Source organism: Nonomuraea sp. NPDC047897, assembly GCF_043204415.1.
Taxonomy (GTDB): domain Bacteria; phylum Actinomycetota; class Actinomycetes; order Streptosporangiales; family Streptosporangiaceae; genus Nonomuraea.
Genome location: NZ_JBIDCC010000001.1, coordinates 619,192 through 635,226, shown reverse-complemented (window position 1 = coordinate 635,226; position 16,035 = coordinate 619,192). Strand labels below are relative to the sequence as shown.

13 protein-coding genes are annotated in these 16,035 nt (G+C 72.7%); 4 read left to right on the top strand and 9 right to left on the bottom strand.

Annotation, left to right across the window (positions count from 1 at the left end; translation table 11 throughout):
• The gene (locus ACGF0J_RS02875) at window positions 1–1,374 is read left to right on the top strand and encodes a glycoside hydrolase family 5 protein (protein WP_393141696.1); all 1,374 of its coding nucleotides are present in this window, start codon (window positions 1–3) and stop codon (window positions 1,372–1,374) included.
• Here ACGF0J_RS02875 and ACGF0J_RS02870 read toward each other — a convergent pair.
• The 4 genes from ACGF0J_RS02870 to ACGF0J_RS02855 form a co-directional block, all read right to left on the bottom strand.
• Window positions 1,371–2,570 (bottom strand): tetratricopeptide repeat protein, encoded by a 1,200-nt coding sequence (locus tag ACGF0J_RS02870; RefSeq protein ID WP_393141694.1) that lies wholly within the window; start codon window positions 2,568–2,570, stop codon window positions 1,371–1,373. The two genes, ACGF0J_RS02875 and ACGF0J_RS02870, sit on opposite strands and share 4 nt — an antisense overlap.
• Window positions 2,564–3,985 (bottom strand): AAA family ATPase, encoded by a 1,422-nt coding sequence (locus ACGF0J_RS02865; RefSeq protein ID WP_393141692.1) that lies wholly within the window; start codon window positions 3,983–3,985, stop codon window positions 2,564–2,566. Before ACGF0J_RS02865 ends, ACGF0J_RS02870 begins: the two co-directional genes overlap by 7 nt.
• Window positions 3,986–4,068: 83 nt before the next feature.
• A complete protein-coding gene (locus ACGF0J_RS02860) occupies window positions 4,069–6,468 on the bottom strand; it encodes a lantibiotic dehydratase (RefSeq protein ID WP_393141690.1) in 2,400 nt (799 codons plus the stop codon).
• A 180-nt stretch (window positions 6,469–6,648) separates the two neighbouring features.
• Complete coding sequence (locus ACGF0J_RS02855; RefSeq protein ID WP_393141688.1) at window positions 6,649–7,071, bottom strand: hypothetical protein; 423 nt, start codon at window positions 7,069–7,071, stop codon at window positions 6,649–6,651.
• A gap of 233 nt (window positions 7,072–7,304) precedes the next feature.
• Between ACGF0J_RS02855 and ACGF0J_RS02850 the strand changes: the two genes are divergently transcribed.
• Window positions 7,305–7,544: a hypothetical protein gene (locus ACGF0J_RS02850; protein ID WP_393141686.1), complete on the top strand. Its 240-nt coding sequence runs from the start codon at window positions 7,305–7,307 to the stop codon at window positions 7,542–7,544.
• A gap of 10 nt (window positions 7,545–7,554) precedes the next feature.
• Here ACGF0J_RS02850 and ACGF0J_RS02845 read toward each other — a convergent pair whose 3' ends face one another.
• The 3 genes from ACGF0J_RS02845 to ACGF0J_RS02835 all read right to left on the bottom strand — a co-directional run bounded on the left by ACGF0J_RS02845 (window position 7,555) and on the right by ACGF0J_RS02835 (window position 11,655).
• Window positions 7,555–9,984: an excinuclease ABC subunit UvrA gene (locus tag ACGF0J_RS02845; protein WP_393141684.1), complete on the bottom strand. Its 2,430-nt coding sequence runs from the start codon at window positions 9,982–9,984 to the stop codon at window positions 7,555–7,557.
• Between the two features lie 261 nt (window positions 9,985–10,245).
• Window positions 10,246–10,776, bottom strand: a complete 531-nt coding sequence (locus tag ACGF0J_RS02840; RefSeq protein ID WP_393141682.1) for a pyridoxamine 5'-phosphate oxidase family protein — start codon at window positions 10,774–10,776, stop codon at window positions 10,246–10,248.
• 345 nt (window positions 10,777–11,121) lie between these two features.
• The gene (locus ACGF0J_RS02835) at window positions 11,122–11,655 is read right to left on the bottom strand and encodes a CGNR zinc finger domain-containing protein (protein ID WP_393141680.1); all 534 of its coding nucleotides are present in this window, start codon (window positions 11,653–11,655) and stop codon (window positions 11,122–11,124) included.
• Between the two features lie 29 nt (window positions 11,656–11,684).
• Here ACGF0J_RS02835 and ACGF0J_RS02830 point away from each other — a divergent pair, with 29 nt between their 5' ends.
• Window positions 11,685–12,614, top strand: coding sequence for an arginase family protein (locus ACGF0J_RS02830; RefSeq protein WP_393141678.1), 930 nt, complete (start codon window positions 11,685–11,687; stop codon window positions 12,612–12,614).
• 119 nt (window positions 12,615–12,733) lie between these two features.
• Here ACGF0J_RS02830 and ACGF0J_RS02825 read toward each other — a convergent pair whose 3' ends face one another.
• Both ACGF0J_RS02825 and ACGF0J_RS02820 read right to left on the bottom strand, forming a co-directional pair.
• Window positions 12,734–13,495, bottom strand: a complete 762-nt coding sequence (locus tag ACGF0J_RS02825) for a hypothetical protein (RefSeq protein ID WP_393141676.1) — start codon at window positions 13,493–13,495, stop codon at window positions 12,734–12,736.
• A 100-nt stretch (window positions 13,496–13,595) separates the two neighbouring features.
• Entirely contained in the window at window positions 13,596–14,780 is a 1,185-nt protein-coding gene (locus tag ACGF0J_RS02820) for an ROK family protein (RefSeq protein ID WP_393141674.1), read from the bottom strand.
• A gap of 92 nt (window positions 14,781–14,872) precedes the next feature.
• Here ACGF0J_RS02820 and xylA point away from each other — a divergent pair, with 92 nt between their 5' ends.
• Window positions 14,873–16,033 carry a xylose isomerase gene (gene xylA / locus ACGF0J_RS02815; RefSeq protein WP_393141672.1) on the top strand — a complete coding sequence of 387 codons (1,161 nt, stop codon included), beginning with the start codon at window positions 14,873–14,875 and terminating at the stop codon, window positions 16,031–16,033.
• The last annotated feature ends 2 nt before the right edge of the window (window positions 16,034–16,035 follow it).

Below are 16,035 nucleotides of genomic sequence, written 5' to 3'. Positions count from 1 at the left end.
ATGCTGCACGTGTCCGGGACGCGGCTGCTCACGTCCGACGGCGAGCCGGTACGGCTACGCGGCGTCGGCCTCGGGGGCTGGCTCAACATGGAGAACTTCATCACCGGCCACCCCGCCGACGAGAGCTCGATGCGCGCCGCCGTGCGCGACGTGCTCGGCGAGGACCGCGCGGAGCTGTTCTTCGACCGGCTGCTGACCTCCTTCTTCACCGAGGACGACGCCGCCCTGCTCGCCGGGCTGGGCATGAACTGCGTGCGCATCCCGGTCAACTACCACCACTTCGAGTCCGACGAGCGCCCCTTCGAGATCATCGAGCACGGCTTCCGCCACCTCGACCGCGTCATCGACCTGCTCGGCGCGCACGGCGTCCACACCGTCATCGACCTGCACGCCCTGCCCGGCTCGCAGAACCAGCACTGGCACTCCGACAACCCCACCCACGTGGCCGCGTTCTGGCGGCACCGCCACTTCCAGGACCGGGTCGTGAACCTGTGGGAGGCCATCGCCGACCGCTACCGCGACCATCCCTGGGTGGCCGGCTACAACCCGGTCAACGAGCCGGGCGACCCGTCCGGGAAGGTGGTGGGCCCGTTCTACGACCGGCTGGTCAAGGCGGTGCGCGCCGCCGACCCGCGGCACGTGCTGTTCCTCGACGGCAACACCTACGCCACCGACTTCACGGTCTTCCGCGAGGTGTACGAGAACACGGTGTTCGTCTGCCACGACTACGCCCTGGCCGGGTTCGCCCACGGCGGGCCCTACCCCGGCTACACGCGGGGCTCCTGGTGTGACCGGGGCCAACTGGAGGAGGCGTTCGCCAGGCGCTCACGCTTCCAGCGCGAGACGGGCACCCCGCTGTGGGTGGGCGAGTTCGGGCCCGTCTACACCGGCGACCCGGCCGTGGACGAGCAGCGCTACCGCATCCTGCGCGACCAGTTGGAGATCTACGACGCCCACGACGCCGGGTGGTCGCTGTGGACCTACAAGGACGTCGGCCTGCAGGGGCTGGTGTGCGCGGCCGGGCCGTACCTGGACAGGTTCGGGCCGTTCATCGCCAAGAAGCGGCGGCTCGGCGTGGACCGGTGGGGCTCGACGATGGAGGAGACGGCGGAGGTGCTGGCGCCGCTGCACCGGTTGCTCGCCGAGGAGGCGCCCGGCTGGGAGCCGTACCCGTGGGGCGCCCGCTACCAGACCGACGACCTGGTCAGGCACATCCTGCTCGCGCAGGCGCTGCTGCCGGAGTACGCGGGGCTGTTCGGGGGGCTCGACGACGACGAGCTGGTCGCGCTGGCCGACTCGTTCCTGCTGCGGCGGTGCGTACGCCGCGAGCCGCTGCTCGACCTGCTGGCCGCCAACCTGCGCGGCGCGCGCTAGACCGGATCGGGGGCCGGGGTGAACAGGCGGCGCACCCCGGCCGCGATCCAGATCGTCGCCAGCGCGGCGTAGGAGCTCAGCAGGGCGCCGGACATCTCGCCGAGCGCCGCCGACACGGTGGCGGCCACGGCGAGCAGGCCCGCCCAGCCGTACAGGACCCGGCGGCCGGCCGGCGAACCGGTGTGGGCGGCCTCCTGCACGGGGGTGACCAGCGCCATGACCGCCGCCCCAGCCGTGCCGACCGGCTCGCCCGCGACCGCGATGCCGAGCGTGAGCAGCGCCGCGCCCGCCGCGAGGAGGCCGCAGCACAGCCCGGCCACCCGGCTCTCGCCCGCCTCGAACAACAGCGTGGTCGCCTTGCCGCGCGTCAGGCGCAGCGTGGTGAACGCCTCCGCCACCCACGCCGCCCAGTGCAGCAGCGCGATGAGCACGAACACGGCGATGAGCGGCGGCGCGACCGGCAGCAGGAACACCATCCGCCACCCGCCGAAGAACCGGCCACGCAGCGCCTCCAACCGGCGGTAGAGCGGGTTGCGCTGTTTCAGCGCCGCCACCAGCAGGTCCCGGGCCTGGCCGAAGCCCGGGTCGAGGCGGAGCACCTCGCGGAAGGAGCCGGCCGCCTCCGCCGGCCGGCGCGCCGCCAGCGCCGCCCGCCCGTACACCAGGTGCGCCAGCGCGCTCTCCGGGCTCAGCCGGACGGCCTGGGCCGCGGCGTCCCGGGCGGCGGCGGCCTGGCCGAGCCCGGTGAGGGCCAGCGCCAGCAGGCTGACCAGGTCGGAGTCCTCCGGGTCGAGCTCCAGCCCGCGCCGGGCCGCGCCGGCGGCCAGGGACCACTCGCCGCGGTCCAGGTGGATGCGGGCGAGCACCTCCCAGATGGGCGCGTACGACAGGTTGAGGTCCAGCGCCGTGCGCAGCGCCGTGATCGCCTCGTCGTGCCGGCCGGCCCGGAAGAGCGCCTGGCCGGCGACGTAGTGGCCGAACCAGGAGTCGGGGGCGAGCCGCACCGCCTCGCCCGCCTCCGCCACCGCCTCCTGGCCGCGGCGCTGCTCGGTCAGCGCGACGGCGAGGAAGGCGTGCGCCAGCGCGTTCTGCGGCTCCTGGACGAGCACGCCACGCAGCTCGCGTTCGGCGTCGGCGGGCCGGCGCAGTTGCAGCAGCGTCCGGGCCCGCTCGATCGGCGCCGCCGCTGTCACCATTTCCCGCCCTTGATCCACGGCATCAGCTCGTCCCACGCCCCGGACTCGTTGGCGTGCAGCACGTAGTTTCGCGCGGTGGCCAGCCACTCCCGCACCGACGTCGGCCGGACCGTCTGTGCCGCCGCCAGCAGGTCGGGCGTGGACATGGGCAGCGGCCGCCCGGCGCTGATCGACTGGTGCAGCTTCGCCTCGACCGCGCGGTCCACGACGCCCTTCAGGTCCGCGCCGACGAACTGCTCGGTGACCCGGGCCACCGCGTCGAAGTCCATCTCGGCCAGCGGCTTGTCGCGGCACAGGATGCGCAGGATCGCGGCGCGGGCGGCGGTGTCGGGCGGCGGCACGAAGACGAGCTGGTCGAAGCGGCCGGGGCGGCGGAAGGCCACGTCGATGTACCAGGGGGCGTTGGTGGCCGCCAGCACGAGCACGCCCTCGTTGGCGTGCTCGTCCACGCCGTCCAGCTCGGCCAGGAACTGGTTGACGAGCTGGCGGGTGTGCGCCTGGCGCATGTCGGAGCGGCGCGCGGCGAGCGCGTCCACCTCGTCGAAGAACAGCACGCACGGCCGGTTGCGCCGGGCCATCTCGAACGTGGCGCGCAGGTTGCGCTCGCTGGAGCCGACGTACATGTCGAGGATGTCGGCCAGGCCCACGTTGACGAACGACGCGCCCAGCTCGCCGGCGGCGGCCCTGGCCAGGTGGGTCTTGCCGGCTCCGGGCGGGCCGTACAGCAGGACGCCGCCGCCGGAGCGCTTGCCGTACGCGGCGAACAGCTCGGGCTGCTGGACGGGCAGCAGCAGCTTGACCCGCAGCGACTCCTTGACCGCCTCCATGCCGGCCACGTCGGCGAAGGTGACCGGCGGGCGCTCGACCTCGGCGGTGCTCTGGTCCACTCCGGGCGGCGCGTGGACCGGCTGCGGCGGGGCGTAGGGCTGGTACGGCTGCCCGTACGGCCGGCCGTGGCCGTACGGCTGGGCGTGGTCGGGCTGCCCGGGGGCCGGAGGCTGCGCGGGGGGCGGGGGCGGGGCGAGGCGGGCGGCCAGGTCGGGGTCGGCGAGCGACGGGTCGCGGGAGACGGCGTCGCGGTAGCGGTACGCCGCCCCGGTGCCGTCTCCCTCGCCGAGCAGCGCCCGCGCGGCGATCACGCCCATCCGCGGCGGGTAGCCCGGCGCGGCGAGGAACGGCTCCAGCGCCGACAGGGCGGCCCCGAAGGCGCTCTGTCGGACGAACGCCTCCGCCAGTCCGGCGCTGATGTCGGGGTCCTTGGGGGCGAGCAGCAGCGCGGCGCGGTATTCGGCCTCGGCCTCGGCGAGGTATCCCTGCGCCAGAAGCTGGGCGGCGAGGTGCCGGCGCAGCGGGAGGTTGTCCGGAGAGAAGCGCGCCGCCTCACGGAGCGCTTGGAGGCCGGCGTCGTCGGGCACGGGCCGTCCCTTCTGTCACGATGGTCCCTACAAATCACGTAAGGCTACCGAAAGGGCCGGCCCGGCGACGTCCGCGCACGCCCCTACCCGGGCCGCGAGCCCTCCGAGATCTCCAGGACGTACTCGGTGACGCGGCGGCCGTGCGAGCCGTAGGCCGGGGCGTCGGCCGGGTCGGGCACGGCCTCCTCCAGCACCACGTGCCCCTCCCGGCGGGCGGCGGCCCGGGCCAGCGACAGCAGCAGGAAATGGTTCTCCACGTCCACGAACATCGGCCGGCGCTCACCGCCGGGCCCGGCGGTGCCGAAGCGGGCGAAGAAGCGCCGCGGGATGCCGTGCCGCCGCAGCCAGCGGGCCGTACGCAGCACGAATCCGGCGTCGCTCTCTCCGTCGGCCGGGATGGGCAGCTCGGCGGCCACCGTCCGCCAGCCGGCGCGGGCCAGCACCACCGAGCCGACCCGCAACCGCGGCCTGGCGAGCACCACGTCGGCGGCGCTCCCGCCGAGCCCCCACGGCGACGGCATCGCGGCGGGCGGCTCGCCGAACACCCGCACCAGGAACGACCAGGCCGGCGGGAGCACCCGCTCCCCGGTCATGCCGAGGTGGACGGGGAGCACGGGCGCGCCGTCCGCGTCGGTCAGCGCCAGGCGCTGGGTCGCCGCGTCGTAGGAGACGCGCAGCTCGGTCAGCGCCGGACCCGGCCGGTCGGTGACGGTGAACGGGTAGTCCACGGGGGTGGCGGCGGCCGGACGCAGGTTGAGGTGGTCGCCGAAGCTGCCCAGGCACTCGGCCACCGGCCGGCGCCCGCCCCCCTCGGCGTCGAGCGCCCCGCCGGTGGCCAGGCCGGCGCGGGCCAGCAGGTAGCGGGTGCGCCCGGTGCCGCGGCCGTAACCGGTGGTCACGGCGTTCAGCACGAACTCCGGCCCCGGCATCAGGTGCCCGTAGCAGGTGACGGAGCCGGGCGGGCGGACGAACGCCGGCCAGGAGGCGGCGAGCTTGTCCACCACGTCCGGGTCGGCGGTGACCACGCCCCGGCCGTCCACCGGCCCGCCGTACAGGGCGTCCCAGGTCTCGCGGCGCAGCGCTGCCAGGCGGCGCGCCGCCGGCCCGCCGATCGCGCCCGGCCCGCCCGCTCCCGGCCCGTCCGCCGCGCCGCCCTGGCCCGGGCCGCGGTCGAGCAGCGTCCGCAGCTCCGGCGAGGCGAGCGCGTCACGGTAGAAGCGCGGGAACGGCACGGACGCGCCGGCCCCGTGCCGTTCCAGGAAGTGCTCGGCGGCGGCCAGCTTGACCAGCAGGTCGGGGTCGAACACGGCCACCAGGCGGCGCACGGTGTCGAGGTCGCGCAGCACCGGCCGCCACGCCGCCCGCCCGCAGACGACGGGCGGCTCGGGCGACACGGCGGTCTCCAGGCGCACGCTCGCGTCCGCCAGCCGCGCCCTGCCGCCGCCGGGCACCGGCTCGGCCGTGGCCGCCGCGTCCCCGTTCCGTCCCGAAGTGGCCCCGGCCGGGCTCTTCCCGCCGGGCCCGGCCCCCGGGCCCCTGCCGCCCACTCCCGCCTTGTCGCCGAGGCGGGCCAGCAGCCAGCCGGCCACGTGCCGGATGCGTTCGCCGTACGTCGCCTGGACGGCCTCGCGCAGCGCCGTGGGCAGCCACGGCCGGTCGGGCGAGTCGCCCGGCAGCACCTCCTCGGCCCAGGCGGCGAGGTCGGCCAGCGGGTCCAGCGCCTGGTCGGCGAACGGCCGGCGCCGCTCCAGCACGCCGACCTCCAGCAGCCGCTCCACCAGGCCCGGAACGGCGACGGCCCGTTCGAGCGCGCCGACGGTCGGGGCCGTCGTCCCGCGCAACCAGGCGAACACCCCGGTCAGCGTGGGCTCCGCTGGCAGCCGGGTCAGCGTCTCCCGCTCCCCCGCCCCCAGGAACCACAGCCACCCGTCCTCCTGCCACAGGCTCGGGTTGACGCGGACCTCGACCGCCTCCCGCAGGCCCGGCCGCCGGGACAGCGCCTCCCAGACCCGCCAGACCGTGCCCAGCTCGATCTCGGCCACCGCCTTCCAGCGCAGCCGCCCCGCGGGCGTCTCCGCCGGACCGTCGTCCTCCCAGCGGCCCAGACCGCTGATCACGAACGCGGCGTGCGGGCTGGTCGTGGCGGCGGCCCGCGCCACCTGCCTGGCCAGCCGGGCGAGCGCCGGCACCTTCGGCACCGCGTCGGGCGCGGCGAGCCAGCTCTCCAGCCGCGCCGACAGGACCGGCCCGCAACAGGCCAGCCCGCGCAGGAACGCGTCGTCGCCCGCCAGCCTGCGCAGCGTCTCCACCTTGCCCGCCAGCTCGGCGGCCAGCAGATCGGCCAGGCCGTCCTCCGGCTCGCCCTCCAGTTCGAGGAGCTCGTCCACCAGCTCCCAGGTGCGCGCGAAGCGCAGCTCTTCCAGCCCGCCGGCCGGCAGTCCCGCCACCCGTACGCCGAAGGTCCCATCCTGCCGACAGTCCATCGCGCTCCCCCTGTACGGACTCCTGGCGTCACTTTCCTCGGCGACCCGCCAGCCGCGAACGCTGCACACCGCACCTTTACCTGTTATGCGCGGTGAAATAGGTCGCCATAGACGTCCGCCCCTCGGTCCCGGCGGCGGACGCCCACCTGACAGCGCACCCGACAGCCGGCACGACAGGCGTCACCTTGCGCATTCGTTCCGCCACCATGGGCAACTCTTGTGTCTCGCCACCACCAAGGGCCGCCATGCCCGACGAGCCCTCCACGGGTGAGCTCGCACGATCGCCTTGACGGACGCGTTCAGCAGGTGCGGTTCTTCCAGCAGGCCAAGAGATGACCGGACCGGGCTGTCGGCTTCGAGATGCCGGCGCGGGTGCGGCTCCCACACGCGGATCGCGATCGGCGCCATCGTGTCGGCCGGGGCGTCCGGGTCGTGGGCGGGGATCTTCAGGAGGTCGCCGTCGATCTCGGCTTCGAGGTAGCTGCCGCGCGGCGTCAGCTCCAGGTTCTCCCCTTGAGCTACTTCCAATGCTCGGCGCAGTTCCGCAACCTCACGGCGCCGAGCACCTCGTTCTTCCTCCAGCTTGCGCGCGAGCACTCCCACGGCGGCCGAAGATGAGGCGGCGGGCTCGTCTTCTGCGGCCGAGGGGCGCGATATGCCGCGGGACTCCTCATCACCACGTGAATGGGAACGCCCGCGTTGATCAAGCCGGTTGCCCGGGTGTGCCGGTTGCGGTGCGTCTGGGAAATGTGAACCGGCCGGCCCATGCTGTCGGTGACGTTCAGCCGCTGGGTGAGCTCTCGAAGCAGTGACTGGTAGGTCTCGGCTGGGTAGGGATGCCGGCCGAGCCGGTTGCCCCGCGTGCGCAGGAACAGGTAGCGCGGCAGGGCTTCGGCGCCGCTCCTCCGATCGTTGAGCATTTGACGTGCGACTCCTTGCTGCGCGCGGAGGATGGCCACGATCTCGGCATCGACGGGGATGGTGGCGGGCTGCGCCCCGGCGGGACCATGGCCGGCTATGACCAGACGCAGCGCCGCTGCCTGGTGGCCGGCCCTCATCCCGAGGGACAGTCATGAATCGGGCGTCTCAGCAGCGCGCTCCTTCCCGCACCGGCAGGAGCGGCAGGCCGGCCGCGTACCGCCGCAACAAACCGGCCGTCGGGGTGTCCGCCGTCGCGACGACGTCCGGAGTGCCCTCCGCGACCACCGCACCCCCGTCCGGACCAGCCCCCGGCCCCAGGTCGATCACCCAGTCCGCGGACGCGGCGACGGGGATGTCATGCTCGGCCACGACCACGGTGTTGCCCGAGTCGATCAACACATCGAGCGCATCCACCACGCGCTGGATGTCAGACGGGTGCAGGCCCGACACGGGCTCGTCGAGAATGACGAGCCCGGCCTTGCGGCTCGCTGCACCGCGCTGGATCGCGGACGCCAGCTTCAGCCGCTGCGCCTCGCCGCCGGACAGCTCGGTGGCACTTTGGCCGAGTTGGAGATAGCCAAGCCCGACCTGGTTCAGGGCTCCCAGGGTCTCCGCGAGCTGCCGGGGCTCGGAGAACCGCTCCATGGCCTCGGCGACGGTCAGCTCGAGCACCTGGTCGATGGCCAGCCCCTGATACCTGATCTCCAAGGCCTCCGGCTTGTAGCGCCTGCCCTCGCACGCGTCGCAGACCACCCACACATCCGGCAGAAAGTGCATGTCGACCAGCTTCCGGCCATAGCCGGTGCAGGTCTCGCAGCGGCCACCGCCTGCGGTGTTGAAGCTGAACCAGGAGGCATTGACCCCGTGCCTGCGCGCCAGGGGTGTCTCGGCGAACAGCCTGCGGACAATGTCGAATGCCTTGCTGTACGTGGCCGGGTTGGACCGCGGTGTCCGCCCGAGCGGTTCTTGATCGACGACGGCGACCCAACCGAACCCTTCGAGGCCGGTCACCTTGCGCACCGTGTCGGTCGCCGTTCCGTTGAGGGCGGCCTCCGCGCTCGCCCCAAGCGCGCCGAGCAGGGTGCTCTTGCCGCTGCCGCTCACCCCGGTCAGGCAGGTGAGCCGACCGACGGGGAAACGCACGAGGTCCGCTGTCACGTTGTGCGCGTGCAGGCCGTGCAGTTCCACCCAGCCGGTGTCGTCCGGGGCCGGGCGGCGGGTCCGGCGCAGCCGCGAGCCCTCGCCGGAAAGATGGCGCCCGGTCAGCGACGTCGGGTGGGCGGCCACGTCAGCGGGAGGACCCGACACCAGAACCTCACCGCCGAGGCGGCCCGCGCCAGGCCCCATATCGATCACCCAGTCGGCCCGGGCGATCAGCTCAGGGTCGTGCTCGACAAGGAGCACCGTGTTGCCGGCCGCACGCACTTCCAGGGCGATGTCGAGCAGGTGCGCCTTGTCCGCCGGATGCAGCCCGGTCCCCGGCTCGTCAAGGACGAAGATGATGCCGCTCAGTTCGGTACTGAGCTGCGCGGCGAGCCGGGTCCGCTGCAACTCACCCCCGGACAGCGTCGCCGCGCTCCTGGACAGCTGGAGATGGGCCAGGCCGAGCCGGTCAAGGATCGCGAGCCTGCGACCCAGATCCTGCAGCAGTGGCTCACCCACCTCGCGCTCCCGGACGCCCAGGTCATCCGCCACACGTTGCGCCCAGCCGCGCACCTCCCGTACTTCCACCTGGAGCAGCTCGGGGTACGTCAGTCCACCGATCCGCACGGACCTGGCCACCTGGTCGTACCCGCTGCCGCCGCAGGTGCCGCAGGGCTGCTTGCGCATGTACGGCAGGTAACGCTGCTTGGCACTGGAGGTCTGGGCGTTCACGAACACCCGCTCCACCTCGGCGAGCGCGCCCCGTAGCGGCTGGCTCAAGGTGTAGGTCACAGCGACCGTTTCCTTCTTGTTCGACATGTCGACGGTCGCCTCGATCTTCTCGTCACCCGTGCCGTACAGCACACAGTGACGGAACTCCTCAGGCAGCGACTGCCACGGCCGACCGAGGTCCACGCCCCGCTTGTCGGCGAGTGCCGGTACGAACGCGTGCTCCCCCGACCGCCACTTCGCGTACCAGGGTGACGCCCCCTCGAAGAGCGGAAGCTCCGGGTGGGTGATGATCAGGTCCTCTTGCGCCTGCCAGCGTCCGCCCACCCCGTGGCAGTCCGCACAGCTCCCTTCCGGCGTGTTGCGGTCGAAGTGAGCGGTCGTCAGATGCCCGTCTCCGCTCTCCGCCGCCGGGCCCGCGCCGATGGTCGGAAGGCGCGAGTACAGCAGTCCCAGGTGCCCATCGATGCCGGTGATCGTCGCGACCGTGGAGCGGGGGTTGCGGTTCAGGCGGCGCTGGTCGACCGCGAGCGTCGCGCCGAGTCCCAGGATGCGGTCGACCTTCGGGCGATTGCGCTGGGTGATGTACTGCCGTACGAACGGCGAAAGCCCCTCCAGATATCGCAGTTGGGCCTCGTTGTGCAGGGTGTCGATGGCCAGCGAGGTTTTGCCGCTGCCGCTCACGCCGGTGAAGGCGACGAGTTGCCCCTTGGGGATGCTCACCGACACGTCCCGCAGATTGTTGGTACGAGCCCCCACCACGTCGATGGTCTCGCACCCCATACTCGCGACATCCCGTACGAATGTTGTCAACCTGGGTCCACCCTTTCGCAACACAGCGCTTGGGCGGCCCGCCGCCCAAGCCGAACGAATCGATCACGCCACACCACGGCGGTCGCTCATCACCCCAATGGCGCTGAGCGACCGCTTCAGCAGGTCCTGCAGCACGTGGCCGGTCCCGAAGCGGCACGTGCCGCGGACAGATCACGAACGGGACACCTCCGTGAGCTTGGCGATGTCGGGGGCGAAGACGCTCATCCAGTGCGGATGCAGCCGGTAGTAGACCACTTCGTTGTCCCAGTCGAAGAGGTCGTCGCCGTAGAAGTTCTTGAAGTAGGCGAGCAGGTCCGGCCAGTCGGCGGCCGGCTCGCCGCCCGGCGGGTTGAGGATTTCCACCGTGCCGTGCGTGAACACGCCCAGGTCCTCACCGCGCATGTGCGCGACACTGGCGGCGGGGCGGGCAGCCAGATGGCGGGCCTTGGCAGCTGTGCGCGCCGTGCCGAAGTGCCACTTCCCGTACAGGAAGTGCCCGTCCACCCCGCTGATCCGCGGTTCGCCCTTCGCCGTCACGGTGGACAGCGCCAGGGTGCACATGCCAGTGAGGACCCTGGTGAGCTCCTCCGCGGTCAGTGTGCTCTCGGTCGTGATGATCGAGCGGAGATGCGAGGTGGAACGGGAGAGAGAAGCATCCAGCAAAGCCTGCAGCTCCTGGAGAGCTTCTCGTGTTTCGAGCATGGCGATCCTTGTCTGTCCGTAGGGCTCGGTCGGCGTCCTCCATCGGCGCCGACCAGCGACCATGCTCACCCAAAAACCCGACATCCTGTGTCATGGTTTCTTCGGTTACGCGAACACTCGGGATCAGCACCCGGAGGCGACGCGTCCGCCCTCTTGGTGCGGGACGAACCGCGTTCAGGTCGCCTCGACGACCAGTCGCTCGCGCGGAAGTCCGCGGGATCAGCCAGGCCGTACGTCGTGGTCGCGCCCGGCATCAGAGCGGCGATGTCCACGGCGACCGGGTCGTCGGCGTTGGCCACGGCCCGCCTGCGGCGCGGTGCCCGGCGCGGGGACGCACGCGTGACGTCAGGCTCGGTGGCGGGCGCGGGAGGCGGCGGCGTGGGCGCGGTTGGCGCACCGGGTCGAGCAGAACTGCCGTCGCCCCGGCCTGCTGCGGTCGACGAAGGCGTCCCGGCACGGCGTGGCGGCGCACAGCCGCAGCCGCTCCCAGTCGCCCGCGCCGGCGATGGCCAGCAGTTCGCGGACGGCCCGCACGGCCAGCCGGTCGGCCGGCGGCGCGTTCCCGGCGGCGGCGAGCCGCAGTTCCGGCAGGCCGTCCACCACCGCGACCACCGCCCGCGCCGGTAGTTCCGCCGCCCATGCGGCGAGGGCTCGCGCCCGTTCGCCGGGCTCGGCGGCGAGCACGGCCCGTAGCCGCGACCGGACGGCGCGGACGGCGGCCAGGTCGCTCTCCCCCACTTCCGTCGCGGCTTCCTCCAGTTCGTCGCAGAAGCGCCGGAGCGCCGCCACGTCGGGCAGCCGCTCGGGCTCGTCCAGGTAGGCGTCCCAGGTGTTGGCCAGGTCCAGCGTCACGAGACCGAACTGTGCGAAGTGCCCCATGGCCTCCCTTTCGTGTTACCGTCAGGACTATGACCACTATAATCACTGACGCCAAGCTTGCCGTCCTCGACGCCCCGTCGAACCTGGGGCTGCGGCCCCCCGCGCCCGGCACGGTGCCCGGTTGCTACAAGGCCCCCTGGGCGTTGCGCGACGCCGGGCTGCTCGGCCGGATCGGCGCCGAGGACGTGGGCGTGGTGGTGCCGCCGCGTTACGTGGCCACCTGGGAGCCGGGCGACGGGGTGCGCAACGGCCCGGCCATCGCCGCGTACACCCGCAAGCTGGCCACCCGGATCACGGCGCTGCGCGACTCCGGCCGTTTCCCGGTCGTGCTGGGCGGCGACTGCTCGATCCTGCTCGGCTCGGCCCTGGCCCTGCGCCGGGCAGGACGCTACGGCGTGGCCTACCTGGACGCCCACTCCGACTTCCGGCACCTGGGCAACTCGCCGCACGTCGGCGCGGCGGCCGGCGAGGACCTGGCGCTGGCCACCGGACGCGGTGACGACTACCTGACCGACATCGACGGGCTGCGCCCGTACGTGCGCGAGGAGGACGTCATCGTGCTCGGCATCCGCGACGAGGAGGATCTCGGCGACTTCGCGGGCACGGCCATCACCTCCGTGCCCGCCGACGCCATCAACGACGACACGGCGAACGACGCAGCGAGCGACGCGGTGGCCGCCGCGGTGGAGGCGGCACGGAAGGTGCTGGTGCGGGACGAACTGGACGGGTTCTGGATCCACGTCGACGCGGACGTGCTGGATCCGTCGGTGCTGCGGGCGGTCGACTCGCCCACGCCAGGCGGGCTCGACGCCGACCGGATGGTGCGGCTGCTGCGCGGTCTGCTGCGCCTGCCGGGGGCCGCCGGGCTGCAGGTCACCATCCTCGATCCCGACCTCGACGAGGACGGCTCGCAGGCGGCCGCGCTCGTGGACATCCTGGCGGCGGCCCTGACCCGCTGAGCGGGCCGGCATGGGCACGGGTCACGTCCACGGATGTGGTGTATGAGTGGTCTGTTCGGCCAGTACCGCGCCGACGAGGCGGATGATGGCGGGACGGTGGCAGTGGGTCGGAACCTGGGTTACTCCCTGCCCGTGTGGACCTGGCTCGCCGGCGGTGGCGTGATCGTGTAGCGGCTGCCCCAACCCTTGTAGACGGTCTCGTTGTGGATCTCGTCGCCCTCCGTGCTCATCCCGGGCCAATGTGCTTCCGCCAGGTAGGTCGTCACCAACCTGCTGGGCAGGTTGTCGGAGCCCAGCGTGAGCGTGTAGTGGATGAGCTCGTCGCTCTCCTTGCGCACCAGGCTCGCCCGGGCCCAAGGGGAGACCTTCCAGAGCTGTCCGAAGGTGACGGTCCCCGTGTACATCCGGCCCGACCGTTTTCCCGCGGATATCAGCGCCTTGAGCGTCCCCGGCTCGGTGGCGTGGACGGGCTGGCTGAACGCGCCGCTGAACCCGACCGGCAGCCACTTGTTGGTCTTGAGCCAAGGCTTGCCCTTGGGCCCTCTCTCCGCGAACGGGCCGCCCTTCCGGTAGGAGACCTTTCCCACGGTGATGACGCGTTCATCGACGAAGACGACGGACTTCCCGTACTCCTTGGCGGCCTTGACGGAGACGTCGGAGGCGGCGAGCCCCGACTTGCCGAACTGGAGCGTTCCCCAGCGGCTCATGACCTTGGTCTTGCCCGAAAGCTGCACGTAGGAGGTGACGTCGGTGAACGTCACGCCCTTGCCAGCGGTGATCCGGCTCTTCAGCGCCGAGACCGGATCGGAGGAGGCGACGGCGGCCTGGGCGGGGGTGGCGATGGAGACGCCGGCCAGAAGTACGGCGACGACCTGCTTCATGGAGAGATCCTTCGATCGGCGGCAGTGCCAGCCGATTCTGCCGCGCAGTGATCACGATGCCGTCTCGGTGACGCGCAGCGGCTCGATGGGCACGGGCGGGTCAGAGGTTCAGGACGGCGGTCGGGTCGGCGACGACGCGCTGGATGACGAGGCCGGCGGCGCCCAGGACGGCGGCGTCCGCGCCGGCCTGCGAGGCCACCAGGCGGGGCGGCGTCCGCCGCATCTGCCCCAGCCGCGCCGACAGCACGTCGCCGACCGGCCGTTCGAGCCACGGGAACAGCAGCCCGAACGAGCCCCCCAGCACGATCATGCCGGGGTCGAGCAGGTGGACGGCCGAGGTGAGGGCGGTGCCGAGCGCCAGGCCGGCCTCCTCGCAGGCCGCCCGGGCCACCGGGTCGCCCGCCTCCAGCAGCCCGGCCAGTCCTTCGAGGGAGGGCGCCTGGGCCGACATCCCGGCCGCCGCGCCGGGCAGCGCGGCGACCCGGCCGCTCAGCGGTGCGACCGCGCCGAGCAGCGCGTCCTGCCCCGCGTACACCTCCAGGCAGCCCCGCCCGCCGCACCGGCACCCGGGCCCGTCGGGCATGACGACGACGTGTCCCAGCTCTCCCGCCTGGCCGTTCGTGCCGCGGAACAGCGCTCCGTCCACCACCAGGCCGGCGCCGATGCCGATCTCTCCCGAGACGTAGAGGAAGTCGGTCGCCCCGGAGCCGAACCACAGCTCGCCGAGCGCCGCGAGGTTGGCCTCGTTGTCCACCTCGAACGGCAGGTCGAGCAGGTCCAGCAGGCCGGTCACCCGCACGTCGCGCCAGCCGAGGTGCGGGGCGTTGCGGAGCAGCCCGGCCTCGACCGGTCCGGGTACGGCCAGCGCCGCGCCGGTGACGCGCAGCCCCAGCGCTTCGGCCTCGGACACCGCCCAGCGGGCCAGGTCGCGCAGTTCGTACAGGATCGTCTCGGGGCGGGAGTTGCGGTTGTCGGCCGGCCGTGTGCGGCGGACCCGCACGGCGCGGGTGAGGTCCACGACGCAGGCGGCGAGGTAGTCGACGTTGATCTCCAGCCCGAGCGTGGCCACGCGGTGCCCGGACAGGGCGACGGCGACGCCGGGCCGGCCGCGTTCGCCGTCGCGCACCGCGCCGGTCTCGATGACGGCGCCCGCCTCCAGCAGGTCGGACACCAGCTTCGACACGGTCGTCTTGGTCAGCCCGGTCAGGTCCGCGAGCGCTGCCCTGGTGAGCGGCCCGGACCTGCGGATCTCCCCGAGCACGACGGCGAGGTTACGGGCACGCATGGAATCGTGCCGCACGCCTCTTGACGTGTTCACACCCGCCTCCGAGGATTATGTACAGATTGTGGACTAATAGTAGAGCCGCTGGAGGGCCGATGGCCGCATTCACTCCGACTCCCGACGACCGCTTCACCTTCGGCCTGTGGACGGTGGGCTGGCAGGCGCGCGACCCCTTCGGCGACGCCACCCGGCCGCCGCTCGACCCGGTGGAGAGCGTGCACCGCCTGGCCGAGCTGGGCGCCTACGGAGTCACCTTCCACGACGACGACCTGCTCGCCGTCGAGCCCGACCGCGACCGGGCCGTCGCGGCGTTCCGCAAGGCGCTGGACGAGACCGGGATGAAGGTCCCGATGGCCACCACCAACCTGTTCACCCACCCGGTGTTCAAGGACGGCGCGTTCACCAGCAACGACCGCGACGTGCGGCGCCACGCGATCCGCAAGGTCATGCGCAACCTCGACCTGGCGGCGTCGCTGGGCGCGCGGACGTACGTGTGCTGGGGCGGCCGCGAGGGCGCCGAGTCCGACGCCGCCAAGGACGTGCGCGCCGCGCTCGCCCGCTACAAGGAGGCGCTCGACCTGCTCAGCCAGTACGTCCTGGACCAGGGGTACGACCTCAGGTTCGCCCTGGAGCCCAAGCCGAACGAGCCGCGCGGCGACATCCTGCTGCCCACGATCGGGCACGCCCTGGCGTTCATCAACGAGCTGGAACACCCGGAAATGGTAGGGCTCAACCCCGAGGTGGGGCACGAGCAGATGGCCGGGCTGAACTTCGTGCACGGCATCGCGCAGGCGCTCTGGCACGGCAAGCTCTTCCACATCGACCTCAACGGCCAGCACGGGCCGAAGTACGACCAGGACCTGGTGTTCGGGCACGGCGACGTGAAGAGCGCGTTCTTCCTGGTGGACCTGCTGGAGCACGGCGGCTACGACGGGCCGAGACACTTCGACTACAAGCCGCTGCGCACCGAGGACCCCGAGGACGTGTGGGTGTCGGCGGCGGCCAACATGCGCACCTACCTGATCCTGAAGGACAAGGCGCGCGCCTTCCGGGCCGACCCCGAGGTGCAGGACGCGCTGCGCGCCTCGCGGGTGGACGAGCTGGCCGTGCCGACGCTCGCGCCGGGCGAGACGCTGGCCGACCTCGCCGCCGACGACTTCGATCCCGACGTGGCCGCCGAGCGCGGCTTCCACTTCACCCGGCTCAACCAGCTCGCGATCGAGCACCTGCTCGGCGTCCGGAACCAGGAGGGATAGTG